Genomic DNA, 20,209 nt, shown 5'->3' on the forward strand with positions numbered 1-20,209 from the left:
GGACGGACTTGACTGTGTGCCTCATCCGTCGTCAGCCTGACCGTATGCCCCGGGAGCTCCTTCTCTTCGCGCGCGTCCATGTCGATCTGGTCCGCACGGCGAGTTCGTGCTGTCCGCAAACGTGAGCAGCCACGCACGAGCCCGTCGACACCGGCAGAAGGACAGCTCCATGACGGCCACTTCCGGCCTCGGTTCGCCCCAGCTCGCCTCGCCCGACCTCCTGCGCTCCGTTTTCCGACGGCACGCCGCCGGCGTCGCCGTGATCACCGCTCAGGGCGCCGCCGGCCCGGTCGGCTTCACCGCCACCTCGCTCACCTCCGTCTCCGCCGAGCCGCCGATGCTGTCGTTCGGCATCGGCACCGGAGCCTCGAGCTGGCCGGCGGTCTCCGGGGCGGAGCACGTGGGCGTGCACATACTCGGGGAGCACCAGCGGGAGCTGGCCGCCACCTTCGCCCGCAGCGGCGCCGACCGGTTCGGGGCGCCCACCGGATGGCGTAGCGGCCCGGAAGGAGTTCCCGTCCTCGACGACGTGCTTGCCTGGCTGGTCTGCCGGGTGGTGGCCCGGGTCCCGGCCGGCGAGCACCGGATCGTCCTGGCCGAGGTGCTCCTGGGCGACCCGTCCGGCGCCGGGCGGCCGTTGCTCTACCACCAGGGCCGCTTCAACGGTCTGCGAGACTGATTCCCGCACGATTACACAGGGTTGCCTAACTCACAGTCCAAAGCGCTTGCTCAGCGTGCGTGGAATGGGGGAACGTAGGTGACGTACTGGCGAGTAATATTTCGGCCGGAGCGCAGGCCGCCCCGATCGGGACCGGCCGCTCCAGGCGCCTATGCTGCCTGGAAGAAGGCAGCCCAGAAATGACGATGCAGTAGGAGAGCCGGCGTGAGCTTGAGGATCGTTGTCACTGTGAAGTACGTGCCCGACGCCACTGGCGACCGGCACTTCGCCGATGACCTGACCGTCGACCGTGACGACGTGGACGGTCTGCTCTCCGAGCTGGACGAGTACGCGGTGGAGCAGGCGCTGCAGATCGCCGACGAGGCCGACGACGCCGAGATCACCGTGCTGACCGTGGGGCCGGAGGACGCCAAGGACGCGCTGCGCAAGGCGCTGTCCATGGGTGCGGACAAGGCGATCCACGTGGAGGACGACGATCTGCACGGCACCGACGCGATCGGTACGTCGCTGGTGCTGGCGAAGGCGATCGAGAAGGCCGGTTACGACCTGGTGATCTCCGGTATGGCCTCCACCGACGGCACGATGGGTGTCGTGCCGGCGCTGCTGGCGGAGCGTCTGGGTGTCCCGCAGGTCACCCTGCTCTCCGATGTGTCCGTAGAGGACGGCACGGTCAAGGGCCGCCGTGACGGGGACGCCGCCTCCGAGATTCTCGAGGCTTCCCTTCCGGCGGTCGTGTCGGTCACCGACCAGTCGGGCGAGGCCCGTTACCCCTCCTTCAAGGGCATCATGGCGGCCAAGAAGAAGCCGGTGGAGTCCTGGGACCTGTCCGACCTGGACATCGAGGCCGAGGAAGTCGGTCTGGAGGGCGCCTGGACGGCCGTCGACTCCGCGGCCGAGCGCCCGGCGCGCACCGCCGGCACGATCGTCAAGGACGAGGGCGAGGGCGGCAAGCAGCTCGCTGAGTTCCTCGCGGGCCAGAAGTTCATCTAAGGGTCGACGGCGCGGGCCGGTTGCAACACGACCGCGCCCCGGTGGATTGCCTTGTCGCAGGAGAGCAATCCCGTGACTCCGCCCGAAGGGGCTTCTCGTTCGACCGAGACGGCCTCACGACGGACAAGCCCTGCCCGATGCCGAAACGGCATGAGCGGAGCGTAGCAGTCAACTTGTCTTTCCCCGACTGAAGTTCGGGGTTTTCGCCCAGGAGTAGTAATGGCTGAAGTTCTCGTCTACGTCGACCACGTGGACGGTGCCGTCCGCAAGCCCACCCTCGAACTGCTGACCCTGGCCCGCCGCATCGGCGAGCCCGTGGCCGTCGCGCTCGGTGCCGGCGCCGCCGACACCGCCGCCGCGCTCGCCGAGCACGGCGCGGTCAAGGTCCTCACCCACGACGCCTCCGAGTACGCCGACTACCTCGTCGTCCCCAAGGTCGACGCTCTGCAGGTCGCCGTCGCCGCCGTCTCCCCGGCCGCCGTGCTGGTGCCGTCCTCCGCCGAGGGCAAGGAGATCGCCGCCCGCCTCGCGCTGCGCATCGGCTCCGGCATCATCACCGACGCCGTCGACCTGGAGGCGTCCGACGAGGGCCCGGTGGCGACCCAGTCGGTGTTCGCCGCCTCCTTCACCACCAAGTCCCGTGTCTCCAAGGGCACGCCGGTCATCACCGTCAAGCCCAACTCGGCCGCCGTGGAGGCCGCCCCGGCCGCCGGTGCGGTCGAGGCGCTGGAGGTGTCCTTCTCCTCGCAGGCCACCGGCACCAAGGTCACCGGACGCACCCCGCGTGAGTCCACCGGCCGCCCGGAGCTGACCGAGGCCGCGATCGTGGTCTCCGGTGGCCGTGGCGTCAACGGCGCGGAGAACTTCGGACTCATCGAGGCGCTCGCCGACTCCCTCGGCGCGGCCGTCGGTGCCTCCCGCGCCGCGGTCGACGCGGGCTGGTACCCGCACACCAACCAGGTCGGCCAGACCGGCAAGTCCGTCTCCCCGCAGCTGTACATCGCCTCCGGCATCTCCGGCGCGATCCAGCACCGTGCCGGTATGCAGACCTCGAAGACGATCGTGGCGGTCAACAAGGACGCCGAGGCCCCGATCTTCGACCTGGTCGACTACGGCGTCGTCGGCGACCTCTTCGACGTCGTCCCGCAGCTCACCGAGGAGATCAAGTCCCGCAAGGGCTGAGCCTCGCTCCTGCCGGACCACGTGGCCCCCGCAACCGCTCGCGCGGTCGCGGGGGCCCCGCTCATCCCAGGGTCAGCGAGGCCTGCACCGGCAGATGGTCGCTGGGGAAGATCCCGTCCACCGAGAAGGTGTTCATCGCCGCCCAGTGTGTGGTCACCCCCGGCGAGGTGAGAATCCAGTCGATGCGCCGACCGCCCGGCTTGAGCGCCCGGTAGCCGTGGTACGTCGCGTACGCCTGGCCGTGCGAGGCCGCCGCGTCCCAGGCGTCGACCAGCCCGGCCTCCAGCATCAGGTCGTACACCCGGTTGTCGTGGGCGGTCGCGTTGAAGTCACCCGTGACGACGACCGGCAACGACCGGTCCCATCCGGCGATCGTCTCCCCGATGAGCTTGGCGGAGCGTTCCCGGGCGTACTGGCTGACGCTGTCCAGATGGGTGTTGAGGACGTAGAACTCCCGCCCGCCGTCGGCGAGATCGGCGAATCTGACCCAGGTCACCATCCGCAGCCAGTCTGCTCCCCAGGTGTTGGAGGCGATCGTGTACGGGGTGTCCGACAGCCAGAAGTGATCGAACTCGATCGGGTCGAGTCTGCGGGCGTCGTAGAAGATCGCCATGAACTCGTCCTTGCTGCCACCCCCGCGGCCGGTGCCGATCCAGTCGTAGTGCCCGCCGAGATCCTTCTCGATCATGCGAAGCTGCTGGTACAGGCCCTCCTGGGTGCCGATGACATGGGGTCGCTCGCGCCGCAGCAACTCCCGCATCACCGGACGGCGCACGGCCCACCGCGGACTCTCGTCGACGACGGTCGCGAAGCGCACATTGAACGACATGACGTTCAGTGCGCCCGCGTGCTCACCGGCGGACGCGGGTTGCGACGAGCCCGCCGTGGTCAGCAGCGGCATGGTGATGGCGGCGGCCGCCGCGGACCTGAGTCCTTGGCGACGCGTCACTCCGACCTCTTTCGGCACGCGATCTCCTCCCCTGGGGAGTCAGGATGAACCTTGCCCAGTGAATACGGAAAAAAGACGCCGGGTCGGCAGTGACCAGCGGTGAGCATGGGCAATCCCACGTCAAGACGGTGTTGACCGGGGTGAAGATCGACGGCTAGCTTCGTCATGCGGATCGTAGCTTCCGTAGTGCGGAAAATGGAGGGGTTGGCATGGGGCAGGGCCGACAGGAGAGCGTGGCGACGAGTCTCGCGGGCGCCGTCAGCGAGGAGATCAGCGCCTCCCTCGCGCCCGTCGACGCGGAGCTGGCGCGCCGCTACCCGGGCGACCCCGGCACCCGCCAGCCCGTGCACACCGTCTACGTCCCCGGTGACGTCTTCGCCGCCGACACCGTCCGCACCTGGGGCGACCGGGCCCTCGCCGCCCTCCACGAGCACGCCCCCGACGCCGCCTCCTTCGCCGCCGTCCTCGGCCTCGACGACGATCTCGCCGCGCCCGTGTACGACCGGGTCCGCGCCAAGCTGGAGCACGAGCCCATCGAGGACCTGCGCGTGGACTTCGAGGACGGCTACGGGCCACGCCCCGACGCCGAGGAGGACAAGGCCGCCGCCCGCGCCGCCCGGCTGATCGCCGAGGCGTACGCCGAGGGCACGGCCGCCCCGTACATGGGCATCCGCATGAAGTGCATGGAGGCGCCAGTACGCGATCGGGGCATCCGCACCCTGGACATCTTCCTCACCGGGCTGCTGGAGGCCGGTGGCCTGCCGGACGGGCTGGTGCTGACCCTGCCCAAGGTCACCTACGCCGAACAGGTCACCGCCATGGTCCGGCTCCTGGAGGCCTTCGAGAAGGCGCGCGGGCTGGAGCCCGGCCGGATCGGCTTCGAGATCCAGATCGAGACCAGCCAGTCCATCCTCGCCGCCGACGGCACCGCCACCGTCGCCCGCATGATCGACGCCGCCGAGGGCCGCGCCACCGGCCTGCACTACGGCACCTTCGACTACAGCGCGTGCCTCGGCGTCTCCGCCGCCCACCAGGCCAGCGACCACCCCGCCGCCGACCACGCCAAGGCGATCATGCAGGTCGCGGCGGCCGGCACCGGCGTCCGTGTCTCGGACGGCTCCACCAACGTCCTGCCGGTCGGCACGACGGAGAAGGTCCACGCTGCCTGGCGACTGCATTACGGACTCACCCGCCGTGCCCTCGCCCGCGCCTACTACCAGGGCTGGGACATGCATCCCGGCCACATTCCCACCCGCTACGCGGCCGTCTTCGCCTTCTACCGCGAGGGCTGCGCACAGGCAGCCGCCCGCCTCGCCCGGTACGCGAACCGGGCCGGCGGCGACGTGATGGACGAGCCCGCCACGGCCAAGGCCCTCAGCGGCTACCTGCTGCGGGGCCTCGACTGCGGCGCCCTCGACATCGACGAGGTGTCCCGGGCGACCGGCCTGACCCGCGCCGACCTGGAGGGCTTCGCGACACCTCGGCGGGCGGACCTGACGATCTCCAGCCCGTAGCGGTCGACCGGCGGCCGTGAGCGGCGGCAAGTGCCGGTCCTGTGACAGCCGTTGCCGCCGGTCAGGGCCGCCCCTCCCGGCACCGTAGTCTGTACGCCCACTCATCGGTGTGTCACAGGAACGGGGCGCGGGTGTCTTCGGGGGCGAACGAACAGGCGGACGGCGTCGGACGGCTGCTGGCCGGGCGGTACCGGGTCGTGGAGCAGCTCGGACGTGGCGGGATGGGCGTCGTCTGGCGGGCCGTGGACGAGGTGCTCCACCGCGAGGTCGCCCTCAAGGAGCTGCGCACCTTCACGGACGCGGCCGCACCCGAACTGGCCGCCCTGGGCCTGAGGATGCAGCGCGAGGCCCGGGCCGCCGCCCGTGTCCGGCACCCCGGCGTCATCGCCGTGCACGACGTGGCCGAGATCGACGGCCGTCCGCTGATCGTCATGGAGCTCGTCGACGGGCCGTCCCTGGACGACGTCCTGCGCGACCGGGGCCCGCTCGACCCACGCGAGGCGGCCGGCATCGGGGCCGAGGTGATGGACGCACTCGCCGCTGCCCACCGGGCCGGCGTCCTGCACCGCGATGTCAAGCCCGGCAACATCCTCCTGGACCGTTCGGGCCGCGTGGTCCTCACCGACTTCGGCATCGCCACCATGGAGGACCCCGGGGACGGTTCCGCCACCCACCTCACCCGCAGCGGCGAACTCGTGGGCTCCATCGACTACCTGGCCCCCGAACGTGCCAAGGGCAACGACCCCGGCCCCGCCTCCGACATCTGGGCACTCGGCGCCACGCTGTACGCGGCAGTGGAGGGCTCCTCCCCTTTCCGGCGTACGTCCACCTGGTCGACGCTCACCGCGATCGTGGTGGACCCGCTGCCCGAACCGCAGCGGGCCGGGCCGCTCGCGCCGGTCCTGCGCGCACTCATGGACAAGCGTCCGGAGAACCGCCCGGACGCCGACCGGGCACGGGAACTGCTGGAGACCGTGGCCGCCGGGGGCGCGCCGGACTCCCCGGCGGCCGGGCCCGGCCCGCAGCCGAGGGCGGAGCCGCAGCCGAGGGCGGAGACCGAGCGGAGCGTCCCGTCGGTGCCGCCGGGCTTCGGACCACCGACCGCGGGCACGGCGCCCGCAGGGACCGGCGCCGGCCCCGCCGGGACGGGCCCGACCCCCGGCTTCGGGCCCACGCAGCCGGCCACCGGACCCGGTACGGGGGCGTCCCCCGAGGTCGGCGGCCCCGTACCGGGCGCGTCGCAGGCACCCGTGCCCCCGTCGGGAGCCGTCACCACCCTGTCCTCGTCCTCGTCCGGCCGCCCCCGCAAGGGCCGTGCCCTCCTCGCCGCCGTGGCCGTCACCGTCGTCCTCGCGGCCGCCGGCACCACGATCGCGCTGCTCACCGGGGACGACGACTCCGAGTCGGGTGCCCAGCCCTCGATCACCGAGTCGAGCAGCGGCGCGCCCTCCCCGGGCCGCAGCCGGGGCACGATCGACCTCTCCGACGACTCCGACGCCAAGAAGAAGGACGTCGAGAAGTCCGCGGCCCCGAGCGGCACGTCCGACGAGAAGGAGGAGAAGGAGCCCGAGGCCTCCGCCTCCCCGTCGAGGAACACGAGCGGCGCCGTGACCGGCGGCGGCTCGGACGGTTCGGACAGCCCGGACGGCTCCACCGGCGGCGGTACGACCGGCTCCGGCACCGGGGCTACGGCCTCGCAGGAACCGGTGTGCCACCCGATCGGTGGCGGCAAGTACAACTGCACGGTCTGGACCACCGCCAAGTCCTACACCGCGTCCGGCACCGAGGTCGGGGTCCTCAACCAGGGCACCAACTATTTCTACTGCCAGCAGAACCTGGGCCGCCGTGAGACCCACGGCGAGTGGACCAACGTCTGGTGGGCCAGGACCGACGACGACAGCGGCAACAGGGACGTCTACGTCAGCGACGTCTACATCCAGGGCGGTGACAACGACGCCCCGGTCCCCGGCCTCCCGGTCTGCTGAGCCCGGTACGTCAGGACCGTGGATGCGGCCGTACGTAACGCTCCAGCCCCGACACCGTCGTCCACCTCCGCTCGGCGAACAACTCCCGGCCCCGCGCGCAGAGATCCCGGTCGCCGCGCGCTCGGGCGCTGAACTCGTCGGGCGTGGTGCCGAACAGTTCCCGCAGTTCCGGGGAGACGGAGAGGAGTTCGCTGATCAGCGGGCGCTGCCGTCCGGGGTGGGGGCGTGGGCCGGGGCCGCCGTCGCGCAGGATGCCCCATCGGTTGACGTAGATCCAGGCGTGGTCGAGGACATCGCCGGACTCCAACTCGACCCGGAAGTCGACGGCGGGGAGAAGGGCCCGGTGGAAGTTCCCGGTCGGTGAGTCGACGCCCTCGCTCGCGTCGACGACGGCGAGCTGCGCCTCGTCCAGCCAGGTCAGGAACAGTTCGCGGGTGGTGTCGGGGGAGTGGAAGGGCGACGCCGACAGGTAGCCGAGCAGGCTGACGTGGGCGGAGACGCCGATCCCGATGCCGGTCACCCTGGCCTTGACCATCGGGATCCGGCACTCCACACCGTGCTCCGCCATCTTGTGCGCGAGCTGCGCGGGGCAGGCGTTGGAGCCGACGGACAGGACGGGGAAGCGGTCCTCGTAGGTGAGCGTGTCCAACGGGAGCATCCGGTTGCCGTCCAGCAGCCCGGACTCGGCGGGCCACGCGCCCGGATAGCTCAGCGGGTCCTCGCGCGGCGCCACGGCGAGGCCGAGCGCTTCGAGCGTACGGGGGTCGGGGGCGGCCATGGGTCAGTCCGCGGGCGGGAGTTCGCCTGAGCCGCGGGCGATCAGCCGGGTCGGCAGCTCGATGCGCTCCGGGGTGACGAGGGAGCCGTCCAACTGCTGGAAGAGACGCTCGGCGGCGGTACGGCCCAGCCGGGCCGGGTCCTGGGCGACCACCGTGATGCCGGGCCTGAGCAGGTCGGCCAGCTCGAAGTCGTCGAAGCCGACCAGGGCGACCGGCCGGGAAACCTCGGCCAGGACCCGTACGACCGTGACCGTCACCCGGTTGTTGCCCGCGAAGACGGCCGTGACGGGTGCCGGGCCGGACAGCATGTCCTCGGCCGCCCTGCGCACCCGCTCGGGGTCCGTGACGCCGAGGGACATCCACGTGTCCTCGACCGGTATGCCCGCGTCCTCCATGGCCGCCCGGTAACCGCGCAACCGCTCGGCGGCGGTGTGGATGCGGGGCATGTCGCCGATGAAACCGATCCGGCGGTGGCCGTGGGCGATGAGGTGGGCGACTCCGTCACGGGCCCCGCCGAAGCTGTCCGACAGCACCACGTCGGCGTCGATCAGCCCGGCCGGGCGGTCCACGAACACCGTGGCGACGCCCGCCCTGATCTCGGGCTCCAGGTAACGGTGGTCGTCGCCGGCCGGGATGATGACTAGGCCGTCCACCCGGCGGGCGCACAGGGCCAGCGTCAACTCCTGCTCACGGTCCGGGTCCTCGGCGCTGGAGCCGTTGATCAGCAGCGAGCCGTGCGCGCGGGACACCTCCTCCACCGCCCGGCTGAGCGGGCCGTAGAACGGGTCGGCGAGGTCCTCCAGGACCAGGCCGATGCTGGCCGTCCGGCCCTTGCGCAGCACCCGCGCACTGTCGTTGCGCCGGAAGCCGAGCGCGTCGATCGCCTCCTGGACCCGGCGCTCGGTGTCCGGGGTGACCCCCGGCTCCCCGTTCACCACCCGGGAGACCGTCTTCAGGCCCACTCCGGCCCGGGCGGCGACGTCCTTCATCGTGGGACGGTTGCCATAGCGGTTCTCGGGGCGGCGGGCGATGCCGTTGGCGGTCTCGGGCACTGTGTCCTGTCCTGTCGTCCACGCCGGTCCTGTCGTCCACGGGTGTCCTGTCGTCCGCAGCGGTTCAGAGCCTCCGTGGTGCGGCCGGTGGTGCCGTGTCGAAATTGTGCGGCTGTTGAGGATGTGGCTTGAGCATAGAGCCTGGACAACGTTGTCACGGCCGGGGGAGACTGTCTATTGCATTCTCCGGCCGGCGCCCCCCACCAGGCGAGCGTCGTGCTGCCGTTCTCCGGCCGGAGATCCGGGCGTCGCTGGATCCGGGCGCCCGGTAGGAGACTCGCAGCGGGAGAACTGACACTGATGCAGACCGACCTCGTGGCCGCGCTCGACATCGGCGGCACCAAGATCGCCGGAGCGCTGGTGGACGGCCACGGCCGGATCCTGGTGCGCGCGCAGCGCCCGACGCCCGCGCGGGAGGACGGCGACACCGTGATGCGGGCCGTCGAGGAGGTCCTCGGCGAGCTGACCGCCGCCCCTCGGTGGAGCGGCGCCACGGCCCTCGGGATAGGCAGCGCGGGCCCGGTGGACGCGTCCACCGGCACGGTGAGCCCCGTCAACGTCCCCGGCTGGCGCGGCTTCCCCCTCGTCGAGCGGGTCCGGGCGGTCACCGGAGGGCTCCCCGTCGAGCTGATCGGCGACGGCGTGGCCATCACGGCGGCCGAGCACTGGCAGGGCGCGGCGCGCGGCCACGACAACGCCCTCTGCATGGTCGTGTCCACCGGCGTCGGCGGCGGCCTCGTCCTCGGTGGACAACTCCACGCGGGCCCCACCGGCAACGCCGGTCACATCGGGCACATCAGTGTCGACCTCGACGGCGACCCCTGCCCCTGCGGTGCGCGCGGTTGCGTCGAGCGCATCGCCAGCGGCCCCAACATCGCCCGCCGCGCCCTGGAGAACGGCTGGCGGCCCAATCCCGACGGCGACGCCTCCGCCGCCGCGGTCGCCGCCGCCGCGCGGGCCGGTGACCCGGTCGCCGTGGCCTCCTTCGAACGCGCCGCGCAGGCGCTCGCCGCCGGGATCGCCGCGACCGCCACGCTCGTCGAGATCGACATCGCCGTCATCGGCGGCGGTGTCGCGGGCGCCGGCGACGTCCTCTTCGCCCCTCTCCGCTCGGCCCTCAAGAACTACGCCACCCTGTCCTTCGTCCAGCGCCTCACCATCGCCCCTGCCGTGATGGGCACGGACGCGGGCCTGGTGGGCGCGGCCGCGGCGGCGCTCGCACGCCGACCGAGCACGCCGGTGGCCGGGGTGGGGTGATGGGGGTGGCCCGGGGGCCCGGGATGCTCGGGATGCGGGAGGTGTGCGCTCGGGGGCCCGGGTGCCGAGGCGCTGAGGCGGCCGAAGCCGCTGAGGTGGGAAGGCCGGTGCGCGGCGGCAGCCACTGCGGCCGCACGACCACTTGCGATGACCGCGGTGCAGCATGGTCGAATCCCGGCCTCGTGCGGTGGGGAGCAAAACGCCGAAAACGGAGCGTGACCCCCCGCCCCCTTCCGCAGTTGAGCGGGGCATGAAGAAGCGCAGCATGCTCGCCATCGCCTCCCTCGCCACCGGCTTCGTCGTCGCGGCCATCACGCCGTCGCACGGTCTCGAAGCCGCGGACACCCTCGGGAAGACGGACGCGCTGAGCAAACTGGACGTCGAGGGCACGCTCGGCAAAGTAGGCAAGACGGTCTCCAGCGACAGCCTGGCCGTCGACGAGGACGCGTTGGGCGGTCAGGAGGGCAAGGGCGGCAAGGAAGGCTGACGGCCTCGTAGCGGGCGGCGGATTTCCCCTCCGTTCCCATCCCGGTGCAGGCGGCGGGCCCCCACTGGGCGGGGGCCCGCCGCGTCGTCTTCCGGCTCCTCATCAGCGCCTGGTTTCCGTGGCGGAGTGGAGGGCAAGCCTCAGGGGGTCAACCGAAGAGGGGGAACCGTGACCGTCGTTTGGATCAACGGCGCGTTCGGTGCGGGGAAGACCACCACCGCACGGGAACTGATCGAACTGATCCCGAACAGCACGCTCTTCGACCCCGAGGTCATCGGCGGCGCACTGACACACATGCTGCCGGCCAAACGCCTCGCAGAGGTCGGCGACTTCCAGGACCTGCCGAGCTGGCGTCGGCTCGTGGTCGACACCGCCGCCGCCCTGCTCGCCGAGCTGGGCGGCACTCTCGTGGTCCCCATGACCCTGCTCCGCCAGGAGTACCGTGACGAGATCTTCGGCGGCCTCGCCGCCCGCCGCATACCCGTGCGGCATCTGCTCCTGGCACCGGCCGAAACGATACTGCGGGAGCGAATAGCCGGGCGGGAGATCCCCCCCGACCTCCCCGACGGCGAGATGCGCATGCGTCAATGGGCGTACGACCACATCGCGCCCTATCGCGCGGCCCTCGGCGGCTGGCTCACCGCCGATGCCCACCTCGTCGACACCGGCGCCCTCACCCCGTACGAGACCGCGCGGCGCATCGCCGACGCCGTCGCCACCGACGACGTACCCGTGTGCGACATCGTGCAGACCCCCGAGCCGACCGCCGAGACGGTCGCCTCGGGGGTGTTGTTGTTCGACGAGCACGACCGTGTGTTGCTCGTCGACCCGACGTACAAGGCCGGATGGGAGTTCCCCGGCGGGGTGGTGGAGGCAGGGGAGGCGCCGGCGCGGGCGGGTGTGCGCGAGGTGCACGAGGAGACCGGAATACGGCTGGAGACCCTGCCCCGGCTGCTCGTTGTGGACTGGGAGGCGCCGACGCCGCCCGGGTACGGGGGGCTGCGCCTGCTCTTCGACGGGGGATGCCTCGACACGGCGGGGGCGCAGCGACCCGTACTGCCCGGGCCCGAGCTGCGCGGCTGGCGTTTCGTGACCGAGGAGGAAGCGGCGGATCTGCTGCCGCCGGTTCGGTACGAGCGGTTGCGCTGGGCGCTGCGGGCACGGGAGAGGGGAGCGGCGATGTACCTGGAGGCCGGCGTGCCGGTGTGACGGGTTCGCCGCCGTCCGTGGCCGGCCCTGACGGTGCCCTAACGGGACTCTGCGTAGTTGCGCAGGAACAACGCCTCCGTCACCGACATGCGCTCCAACTCCTCGGGTGACACGCTCTCGTTGACCGCGTGGATCTGGGCTTCGGGCTCGCTCAGGCCGATGAGCAGGATCTCGGCGGTCGGGTAGAGGGCGGCGAGGGCGTTGCACAAGGGGATGGAGCCGCCGTGGCCCGCGTACTGCATCTCCTGGCCGGGGTAGGCGACGGCCATGGCCGCGGCCATCGCCTCGTACGCCGGACTGGAGGTGTCGGCGCGGAACGCCTGGCCGTGGCCGATCAGTTCGCAGCTCACCCGGGCACCCCAAGGGGTGTGGGCCACCAGGTGGGCCTCGAGCAGCTTGACCGCCTGCTGGACGTCCACGCCGGGCGGCACGCGCAGACCGACCAGGGCGCGGGCGCTCGCCTGGATCGACGGGGTCGCGCCGACCACCGGCGGGGCGTCGATACCGAGCACGGTGGCGGCCGGACGGGCCCAGATCCGGTCGGCGACGGCGTCGGAGCCGACCAGGTCCACACCGTCGAGCACCTTGGCGTCCTCGCGGAACTGCTCGTCGTCGTAAGCCAGCCCGTCCCACACCCCGTCGCTCGCGAGTCCGTCGACGGTCGTCGTGCCGTCCTCGGCGCGCAGGGAGTCCAGTACCCGGATGAGCGCGGCCAACGCGTCGGGGGCCGCGCCTCCGAACTGGCCCGAGTGCAGGTTGCCCTCCAGGGCGTCGACCTTCACCCGCATGAGGATCATGCCGCGCAGGGAGGAGGTGACCGTCGGCAGGCCGGCACGGAAGTTGCCGGCGTCGCCGATGACGACGGTGTCGGCGGCGAGCAGTTCCGGGTGCGCCTCGGCGTACTGCTGGAGCCCGCCGGTGCCCATCTCCTCGGAGCCCTCGGCGATCACCTTGATGTGAACGGGCACCCCGCCGTTCGCCTTCAGCGCCCGCAGGGCCAGCAGATGCATGATCACGCCGCCCTTGCAGTCGGCCGCGCCGCGCCCGTACCAGCGGCCGTCGCGCTCGGTCAGCTCGAACGGCGGCGACACCCAGGCCGTCTCGTCCAGCGGAGGCTGCACGTCGTAGTGGGCGTAGAGCAGGACGGTCTTCGCGCCCTCGGGTCCCGGGAGGTAGCCGTACACGGACTGGGTGCCGTCCGGGGTGTCGAGCAGGGCCACGTCCTGGAAACCCTCGGCGCGCAGCGCGTCGGCGACCCAGTTGGCGGCGCCCTCGCTCTCGCTCCTCGGATACTGGTCGAAGTCCGCCACCGACTTGAAGGCCACCAGTTCGGTGAGCTCCTCCTTCGCCCTGGGCATCAGCGAGGCGACGGTCTCGGCGACCGGGTTCGACGGCATGGGCACGCTCCTCGTGGGTGCGACGTTGTCCTTCTGGGGATGGGGCCGCGTACGCCCCTCCCCGGTGTGTCGGTGTAGGGCGCATGCGCTGCCGATCCTCCCACAGCGGTCCTCGGCGGAACCCGCCGTAGGATGCGTGGGACAGGTGCGGCAGGCGGCTGGATCGGGAGCAGTAGACCATCGTGAGCAGCGAGAACTCTTCGGCGGACGACGGACAGCGGGTGTGGGACGTCGTCGTGGTGGGCGCGGGCCCGGCAGGGGCTTCGGCCGCCTACGCGGCGGCGGTCGCGGGACGCAGCGTCCTGTTGCTGGAGAAGGCGGAGCTGCCTCGCTACAAGACGTGCGGCGGCGGCATCATCGGCCCCTCCCGCGACGCGCTGCCGCCCGGTTTCGAACTGCCCTTCAAGGACCGTGTGCACGCGGTCACCTTCTCCCTGGACGGGCGCTACGCCCGGACGCGCAAGTCCAAGCAGATGCTGTTCGGGCTGATCAACCGGCCCGAGTTCGACCAGCAACTCGTGGAGCACGCCCAGAAGGCGGGCGCGGAGCTGCGGACGGGCGTCACGGTCACCCGTGTCGAGCAGCACGGCTCGGCCGTGCCGGACCGGCGCACGGTCGCCGTCGTCCTGCAGGGCGGTGAGACGCTGCTGGCCCGCGCCGTCGTCGGAGCCGACGGCAGTGCCAGCCGCATAGGAGCCCATGTCGGGGTGAAGCTCGAACAGGTCGACCTCGGCCTGGAGGCGGAGATCCCCGTCCCGGAGACCGTCGCCGAGGACTGGAAGGGCCGCGTCCTCATCGACTGGGGCCCGATGCCCGGGAGTTACGGCTGGGTCTTCCCCAAGGGCGACACGCTGACGGTGGGTGTCATCTCCGCGCGCGGCGAAGGAGCCGCCACCAAGCGGTACCTGGAGGACTTCATCGGGCGGCTCGGCCTCGCCGGCTTCGAACCCAGCGTCTCGTCCGGCCACTTGACGCGGTGCCGCGCCGACGACTCTCCGCTCTCGCGCGGGCGGGTGCTGGTGTGTGGGGACGCGGCGGGGCTGCTGGAGCCGTGGACCCGGGAGGGCATCTCCTTCGCGCTGCGCTCGGGACGGCTCGCGGGGGAGTGGGCGGTACGGATCGCCGAGGCGCACGACGCGGTGGACACCCGCCGTCAGGCGCTGAACTACGCGTTCGCCGTGAAGGCGGGGCTCGGCGTCGAGATGAGCGTCGGCAAGCGGCTCCTGATCGCCTTCGAGCGGCGGCCCGGACTCTTCCACGCGGCGCTCACCGGCTTCCGCCCTGCCTGGCGGGCCTTCGTCGACATCACCCGAGGGTCGACTTCCCTGGGAGAGATCGTCCGAGGCCGCCCGATCGCCCAGCGGGCGCTGACGGCGTTGGACAGGTAGGCGTTTCGGTTGCGGGCGGGGGCCGGGCTACGCCTGAGGCGCGCTCGGGCGAGGGTGGGGGCGCGGGCGGAGACGCCGGACCGGATCGGTCGGTCGGTTGGGGCGGCCCCGCCCGCACAGCTGGGCACCTTGAGGTTCTGCTGTCCCGCCCGCCGACGAGCCTCGCATCCGATGTGGTGATCAAGTCCCTGGCGTGACGGACCTGTTCCTTGGTCGGGCCGATGGAAGGCCAGGCGGGCGCCACGGGCGGGCTGTGTCCATGCTCTGAGCGCCTCGTGAATCGTCGTCCGAAGCACACCGAATTCATTGCACCGGTCGGTGAGGTGAGCAGCGGAAACCTCGCGACGGCAGGCTAGACCGCGAAGACTTCTTCGCAAAGAACTCTTTGCGAAGAAGTCTTCGCGGTCTAGCCTTGCGGTGTGACCGATGCGATGAAGGGGCCGGAGAGCCCCTACGGTGAAGAGGACTCAGTTGTTCTGGATGCCAAGGGGCTGCGTGCCATGGCGCATCCGGTGCGTGTGCATCTGGTCGGGCTGCTGCGCAAGTACGGCCCGTCGACAGCCACCCGGCTCGCGGAGCGGCTGGGCGTGAATTCCGGGACTGCCAGCTATCACCTGCGCCAACTCGGCGCGGCTGGTTTCGTCGAGGAGGACGCGAAGCGCGGTAACGCGCGGGAGCGCTGGTGGCGTTCGGTGCATCAGATGACGGAGCTCAAAGACCGGGAGCTGGTCGATCGGGAGCCCGAGGCTACCCTGGCCTTCCTGCAGTCCGTCGCCGCCACTTACACCTTGCGCACTCAGCAGACGCTGAACGAGTTGCAGACGATGCCCCGCGAGTGGCGGGACACCTTCGACATGAGTGACTGGGCCTTGCGGCTCACGCCCGAAGAGGCCGTCGCCTTGCGGCAGGAGTTGAGGGCCGTCATCGCCCGCTACCGGAAAGACACGCCCGAGGCGGCGGCGACTGCCCCGGAGGGAGCCGAGCGGGTCGGCGTCATCACGCACGTCTTGCCGGAACTGGATGCCCCCGCCGCGCCGGAGCCGGAGGCGCACGCCAGTCCTGAGACTGTGACAGGAACGGAGACGCCATGACAGACATGACAGAGGCGTCCCGGAGCGGCGACGGCTTATCCGGCAGGCGGTCCTTATGGCCGCTGGGTGGAGTGTTGGCGGCCATGGCTGTGTCGCTGACCGGTACGCGGGTCTCGGCGGTCGCGCTGCCCTGGTTCGTGCTGGTCACGACCGGCAGCGCCACCCGGACCGGGCTGGTGGCCTTCTTCGAGATGGCTCTCTATGTGGTGGTCAAGGCGCTCACCGGACCACTGGTGGACCGGGTCGGCCCACGGACCGTTTCCTGGACCACGGACCTCGCCAGCGCGGCCGCTGCCGCCGCGGTCCCCCTGTTCCACGCCTTGGACCTGCTGTCCTTTCCGCTTCTGCTCGCCCTGGTCGCGGTGATCGGGGCCGCCCGAGGACCCGGCGACCTGGCCAAGGAAGTCATGGTCCCTGAGGCGGCGGAGCGTGCGGGAGTGCCGCTGGAGCGGGCCACCGGCCTGTCCGGCGTGACCGAACGGCTCGCCTCCACCGTCGGCCCGGCGGCCGGTGGCGCCTTGGTGGCGCTGCTCGGCCCCTTGACAGGTCTCGTCGTCAACGCGGGTTGCTTTGCTCTCGGGGCTGTGATCATCGCCCTGGTGTCGCCTCGCCGCGCGAGAGAGTCGGTAGAAGGTGCCTCGTCGCAGGTCGGAGACGCGAAAGCGGGCTACTGGAAACGATTCGGCGAAGGCTTCACCTTTCTGCGCACCGAGCCGCTGCTGCGCACCGTCATCGTCATGGTGGGCATCACCAACCTGCTCGATGCGGCGTTCATGACGGTTCTCATGCCCGTCTGGGCCAAGGAGTCCGGCAACGGGCCCACCGCGATCGGCCTCACAGGCAGCGCGATGGGGGCCGCGGCGGTTGCCGGGAGCCTGATCGCCGCGGTGGCCGCACACCGGCTGCGGCGCAGGGTCGTGTTCTTCGCCGGGTTCCTGTTGGCCGGGGCGCCGCGATTCTTGATCCTCGCCTTCGACGCCCCGCTGGGAGCGGTGCTGGCCGTCTTCGCCGTCAGCGGATTCGGTGCGGGCTTCCTCAATCCGGTGATCGGGGCCGTCCTCCTCGAACGGGTGCCGCGCCGGATGCTGGGCCGGGTCAACGCGCTGGGCGACTCGTTGGCCTGGTCGGGTATCCCTCTCGGTGGGCTGTTCGCCGGGGTGGCGGTGGCCTCCGCCGGGCTTGTGCCCGTACTCCTCGCCTGCGGGGCCGCGTACTTCCTCACCACGAACCTGGCAGGACTGCGTCCGGAGTGGCGCGAGATGGACCGTCCGGGAGGGAGAGGCGCCCTGAAGCGGCACCCTGAGGAGAACGCTCCGCGAAAGCGAGCGGATGTCACGACTTGACGTTCGTGGAACTGTCGGCGGCCGACTGTTCGACGGCGGCGTCGATGCGATGGCTGTCGAACAGCACACGGTGTCGAGCGCCGGGCCTGGCGACGGTGTTGGTCCGCTGCCGCCGGGCGTCGGAGAAGTCGGCGGCTCTCGGCGAGAACTGGTGGCCGCACATCGCGAACAGTCCGAAGACGACGTCGGGAGTACGGCGCGGTGTCCGTGCACGGGTACGCGCTGGTCCACGGTTCGCCCGTGCCAGGCTCGCCGCGCCAGACGCGACCCTGCCTGCCGCGTCCCGTGTCGGGCTGTGGCTGATCCGAATCGTGCGCGACGCCTACCAGGACAAGGCGTGGCGCAGTGGGAAGCTGCCCGCCGAGGCGGCCCGAGGCGCGGCGGATGGCCGAGGACCTCGCGCCCGATCGGACCGTGCGGTGTTCTTCCGGCGCGCGGCGGCCCAACTCGCCGACCACGTCGGTCTGGTGCACCGGTCCGAGGCGCTGGTGCGCTGACACCGCCCGCGACGGGAGGAGGCGGGTGGCGGGCGGGCGTACGTCTGCGACGCCGGGCGACTCTCGGCAGCGGCAGGGCGCATTCGCCTGGAACACGTGGTGCACCACCGGCCGACGGCGCAGGAGTGCCCGTCGGCCGTCGTGTCGGCCTACGAGTCGGGGTCGATGCCACCGGGCTTGCCGGACCGAGCGGAGCCCGGCCGGTCGGGAGGTGCGGTGGCCTGTCGGCCGGCTCGCGTGGCGTGCCGGAAGCGGGTCAGTACGATCGTGACGACCGCGATGAACACCACCACGGTCGCCGTGAACGCGAGAGGGCCGACCAGGCTCCAACGGCCCCGCAGCGACTCGAAGAGGCTCGGCAGGAGTTCCGTCACGCTGAAGTAGGCCGCGCCCGCCAGCACCGCCCCCGCGAAGAGCGCGAAACCGATCTCCGTGGTCATCGCGTCCCGCTCGGCCTGCGTTCGTCTCCCCATGGATCGAGTGTGAGGGCGGTGGGCGTACCCGACAAGGAGGTCGGTAGCTCCTGGAGCGGCCTAGTCCATGGTGATGGCCGAGGTCTTCCGCCACAGTTCGGCGAGCGAGGCGTCGCCCGTTACGGCCGGGAAGGGGAGCCGGTTCCAGAGGGAGAGGTACAGGCGGGGTGCCGGGCCCGATACCTCGCAGTCGGCACCGCCCTCGACGGTCTCGGAGCCCATGGTGTTCACGGAGCCCATGGTGTTCACGGGCTTCTCGGTGTCCGCCTCGGATCGTCGCGCCGCGGGCGGCTCGGTGGACAGTCGTACGGTCCAGACGGTGTTCGTGTCCGTCGCCCGCACCCGCAGCACACGCGGTGTACCGGTGCGCACGCGGCTCTTGGGGCGCGCGTGGAAGCCCATGAGCAACTCGTCGATGCCGTCGACCGCGAGGGCCGGGGCGGGGCCGCCGGGCTCGCCGCCGAGCGCGGACTCCGCGTCGGCGCGGTGCACGGCCGTCTCATGGGCCTGGCGGCGTGCCCAGAAAGCCAGAGGGGAGGGAGCGGGCAGGAAGCTCCAGCACTCGAGGTCGGCCGGTGCGGCGCGCAGCGTGACGACGAGGCGTCGGTGCCCCTCCTCGAACCAGTTCAGCAGCGGCTCACCGTCGAGGCCGGGCCCGCCGTCCGTTGCCCGCGGCGTGGTGTGGCCCTCGGCGATGTGCGTCGTGGCCCAGCGGTGCACCGTTCCCGTGTGTCGCAGCAGGTCCCGTACCCGCCAGTCCGGGCAGGTCGGGACCTCGGCGTCCGTACCGGCCTTCCGGGCAGCCTCGGCCAGCAGCCGTCCTGCCTCGTCCAGCGCTCTGATGTGCTCGGCGGTCTCCATGGGGCGAGTCTGCCGGATGGAGTCCGCTCGACGTACCCGCTCATGCCGGACGGGGAGCCTGTGACCGGTGGGCCGGGCGGGCGCACGGCCCGTCACGGTGTCGCCGGCACCGGGCCGTCGGGGCGGGTATCCGGCCCGGGCTTCTCGTGCGCCAGCCAGTCGGCGACGCTGCGGGCGATCGGCTGGCCGGTGTCCATCTCCACAAACCCGAACTGGCCCGACTGGTTGCACTCCAGGAACCACCACAAGCCCTCCGCGTCCTCCGCGAAGTCGAAGGCCCCGTAGGAGAGTCCGGCGTCACGCAGATAGGCGCGTACGGCTGCGGCCGTGCGCGACGGGACGTCGACCGGCTGCCAGGGTGCGGTGGAGGGGGCGAAACGGACGTCCACCTCGTCGGGGTGCGCGTCCGGGGCGACCGCCTTGCGGGCGGCCATCATCCGGTCACCGACGGCGGTGAGCCGGATGTCGGCGGTCTTGGCGATCCGGCGCTGCAGCAGCGTCGGACCGAAGGCGACGGCGGTGAAGTCGGTGCCGGGCGCGATCCGGCTGGTCGGGACCGTCCTGGGCGGTTCCTGCGGATGAGTGCCGGACACCGGCTTGACCACCAGGTCCGGGAAGCGCTCGGCGAAGTCGCGCGCGGCCTGCGGGAACGTGGTGATCAGCGTGGCCGGCACGGGGAGGCCGCAGCTCTGGGCGTGCCGTAGCTGCCAGGGCTTGTGGCGGGCCCTCCGGGCCGCGTCGGGGTCGTTCATCCAGCGCGCGCCCGTGCCGCGCAGCATGCCGTACAGGGCCTGTGAGGACTCCTCGGTGAGCCAGGCGGACGGTTCGACGACCCTGCTGGCCGCGACCCCCGGCCGACGCAGCCAGATGGACCTCAGTCCGCTCATGCTCACCAGGCGCCCCCCGGCGGACAGATGCCCGCGGAAGGCGCCGTGCACGTACTCGCCGGAGAGCGCCACCCCGCCGGGCAGGTCGGCGGGGTCGAGCCGGACCACCGGTACGCCGGTCCTGTTGAGCTGTGCCACCACCAGATCCGCCGTCACGTCCTGTTCACACGTCAGGATCAGCACGGTCAT

20 protein-coding genes are annotated in these 20,209 nt (G+C 71.7%); 12 read left to right on the forward strand and 8 right to left on the reverse strand.

The features are described 5' to 3' along the window. Positions 1–169 precede the first annotated feature (169 nt). From ACFY9I_RS20580 to ACFY9I_RS20590, 3 genes are all read left to right on the forward strand, one after another. Positions 170–679 carry a flavin reductase gene (locus ACFY9I_RS20580; RefSeq protein WP_391003523.1) on the forward strand — a complete coding sequence of 170 codons (510 nt, stop codon included), beginning with the start codon at positions 170–172 and terminating at the stop codon, positions 677–679. 204 nt (positions 680–883) lie between these two features. After that, positions 884–1,669: an electron transfer flavoprotein subunit beta/FixA family protein gene (locus tag ACFY9I_RS20585; protein ID WP_391003525.1), complete on the forward strand. Its 786-nt coding sequence runs from the start codon at positions 884–886 to the stop codon at positions 1,667–1,669. A 219-nt stretch (positions 1,670–1,888) separates the two neighbouring features. Next, the gene (locus ACFY9I_RS20590) at positions 1,889–2,851 is read left to right on the forward strand and encodes an FAD-binding protein (protein WP_391003527.1); all 963 of its coding nucleotides are present in this window, start codon (positions 1,889–1,891) and stop codon (positions 2,849–2,851) included. Positions 2,852–2,912: 61 nt separating this feature from the next. On the opposite strand, the gene ACFY9I_RS20595 is transcribed toward ACFY9I_RS20590, so the two are convergent. Then, complete coding sequence (locus ACFY9I_RS20595; protein ID WP_391003529.1) at positions 2,913–3,818, reverse strand: endonuclease/exonuclease/phosphatase family protein; 906 nt, start codon at positions 3,816–3,818, stop codon at positions 2,913–2,915. A gap of 191 nt (positions 3,819–4,009) precedes the next feature. On the opposite strand from ACFY9I_RS20595, the gene ACFY9I_RS20600 reads away from it, so the two are divergent. Together ACFY9I_RS20600 and ACFY9I_RS20605 are read left to right on the forward strand one after the other, a co-directional pair. Continuing rightward, complete coding sequence (locus tag ACFY9I_RS20600) at positions 4,010–5,314, forward strand: DUF6986 family protein (RefSeq protein ID WP_391003531.1); 1,305 nt, start codon at positions 4,010–4,012, stop codon at positions 5,312–5,314. Positions 5,315–5,445: 131 nt separating this feature from the next. Beyond that, positions 5,446–7,299, forward strand: coding sequence for a protein kinase (locus ACFY9I_RS20605; RefSeq protein ID WP_391003533.1), 1,854 nt, complete (start codon positions 5,446–5,448; stop codon positions 7,297–7,299). A gap of 10 nt (positions 7,300–7,309) precedes the next feature. Here ACFY9I_RS20605 and ACFY9I_RS20610 read toward each other — a convergent pair whose 3' ends face one another. Together ACFY9I_RS20610 and ACFY9I_RS20615 are read right to left on the reverse strand one after the other, a co-directional pair. Next, complete coding sequence (locus ACFY9I_RS20610) at positions 7,310–8,077, reverse strand: hypothetical protein (RefSeq protein WP_391003535.1); 768 nt, start codon at positions 8,075–8,077, stop codon at positions 7,310–7,312. Between the two features lie 3 nt (positions 8,078–8,080). Then, positions 8,081–9,130 (reverse strand): substrate-binding domain-containing protein, encoded by a 1,050-nt coding sequence (locus ACFY9I_RS20615; protein ID WP_391003537.1) that lies wholly within the window; start codon positions 9,128–9,130, stop codon positions 8,081–8,083. Between the two features lie 300 nt (positions 9,131–9,430). On the opposite strand from ACFY9I_RS20615, the gene ACFY9I_RS20620 reads away from it, so the two are divergent. The 3 genes from ACFY9I_RS20620 to ACFY9I_RS20630 all read left to right on the forward strand — a co-directional run bounded on the left by ACFY9I_RS20620 (position 9,431) and on the right by ACFY9I_RS20630 (position 12,083). Further along, complete coding sequence (locus ACFY9I_RS20620; RefSeq protein WP_391003539.1) at positions 9,431–10,387, forward strand: ROK family protein; 957 nt, start codon at positions 9,431–9,433, stop codon at positions 10,385–10,387. Between the two features lie 250 nt (positions 10,388–10,637). Then, positions 10,638–10,874: a hypothetical protein gene (locus ACFY9I_RS20625; RefSeq protein ID WP_391003541.1), complete on the forward strand. Its 237-nt coding sequence runs from the start codon at positions 10,638–10,640 to the stop codon at positions 10,872–10,874. Positions 10,875–11,042: 168 nt separating this feature from the next. Continuing rightward, complete coding sequence (locus tag ACFY9I_RS20630) at positions 11,043–12,083, forward strand: NUDIX domain-containing protein (RefSeq protein WP_391003543.1); 1,041 nt, start codon at positions 11,043–11,045, stop codon at positions 12,081–12,083. A gap of 38 nt (positions 12,084–12,121) precedes the next feature. Here the strand turns inward: ACFY9I_RS20630 and ACFY9I_RS20635 are convergent, their stop codons facing one another. After that, positions 12,122–13,480: a M20/M25/M40 family metallo-hydrolase gene (locus tag ACFY9I_RS20635; protein ID WP_391003545.1), complete on the reverse strand. Its 1,359-nt coding sequence runs from the start codon at positions 13,478–13,480 to the stop codon at positions 12,122–12,124. Positions 13,481–13,662: 182 nt separating this feature from the next. Here ACFY9I_RS20635 and ACFY9I_RS20640 point away from each other — a divergent pair, with 182 nt between their 5' ends. From ACFY9I_RS20640 to ACFY9I_RS20650, 3 genes are all read left to right on the forward strand, one after another. Continuing rightward, entirely contained in the window at positions 13,663–14,868 is a 1,206-nt protein-coding gene (locus ACFY9I_RS20640; RefSeq protein WP_391003547.1) for a geranylgeranyl reductase family protein, read from the forward strand. A 431-nt stretch (positions 14,869–15,299) separates the two neighbouring features. Further along, the gene (locus ACFY9I_RS20645; protein ID WP_391003722.1) at positions 15,300–15,959 is read left to right on the forward strand and encodes a helix-turn-helix domain-containing protein; all 660 of its coding nucleotides are present in this window, start codon (positions 15,300–15,302) and stop codon (positions 15,957–15,959) included. A gap of 5 nt (positions 15,960–15,964) precedes the next feature. Next, positions 15,965–17,302 (forward strand): MFS transporter, encoded by a 1,338-nt coding sequence (locus ACFY9I_RS20650; protein ID WP_391003723.1) that lies wholly within the window; start codon positions 15,965–15,967, stop codon positions 17,300–17,302. Here the strand turns inward: ACFY9I_RS20650 and ACFY9I_RS20655 are convergent. Further along, positions 17,292–17,465: a hypothetical protein gene (locus ACFY9I_RS20655; protein ID WP_391003549.1), complete on the reverse strand. Its 174-nt coding sequence runs from the start codon at positions 17,463–17,465 to the stop codon at positions 17,292–17,294. The two genes, ACFY9I_RS20650 and ACFY9I_RS20655, sit on opposite strands and share 11 nt — an antisense overlap. Before the next feature lie 148 nt (positions 17,466–17,613). Here ACFY9I_RS20655 and ACFY9I_RS20660 point away from each other — a divergent pair, with 148 nt between their 5' ends. Next, positions 17,614–17,799 (forward strand): hypothetical protein, encoded by a 186-nt coding sequence (locus tag ACFY9I_RS20660; RefSeq protein ID WP_391003551.1) that lies wholly within the window; start codon positions 17,614–17,616, stop codon positions 17,797–17,799. Positions 17,800–17,948: 149 nt separating this feature from the next. Here the strand turns inward: ACFY9I_RS20660 and ACFY9I_RS20665 are convergent, their stop codons facing one another. The 3 genes from ACFY9I_RS20665 to tgmB form a co-directional block, all read right to left on the reverse strand. Further along, positions 17,949–18,272: a DUF6332 family protein gene (locus ACFY9I_RS20665; protein ID WP_391003553.1), complete on the reverse strand. Its 324-nt coding sequence runs from the start codon at positions 18,270–18,272 to the stop codon at positions 17,949–17,951. A 60-nt stretch (positions 18,273–18,332) separates the two neighbouring features. Continuing rightward, complete coding sequence (locus ACFY9I_RS20670; protein WP_391003555.1) at positions 18,333–19,133, reverse strand: maleylpyruvate isomerase family mycothiol-dependent enzyme; 801 nt, start codon at positions 19,131–19,133, stop codon at positions 18,333–18,335. Positions 19,134–19,225: 92 nt separating this feature from the next. Beyond that, complete coding sequence (gene tgmB, locus ACFY9I_RS20675) at positions 19,226–20,209, reverse strand: ATP-grasp ribosomal peptide maturase (RefSeq protein ID WP_391003557.1); 984 nt, start codon at positions 20,207–20,209, stop codon at positions 19,226–19,228.

Source organism: Streptomyces sp. NPDC012510, assembly GCF_042955065.1.
Taxonomy (GTDB): domain Bacteria; phylum Actinomycetota; class Actinomycetes; order Streptomycetales; family Streptomycetaceae; genus Streptomyces.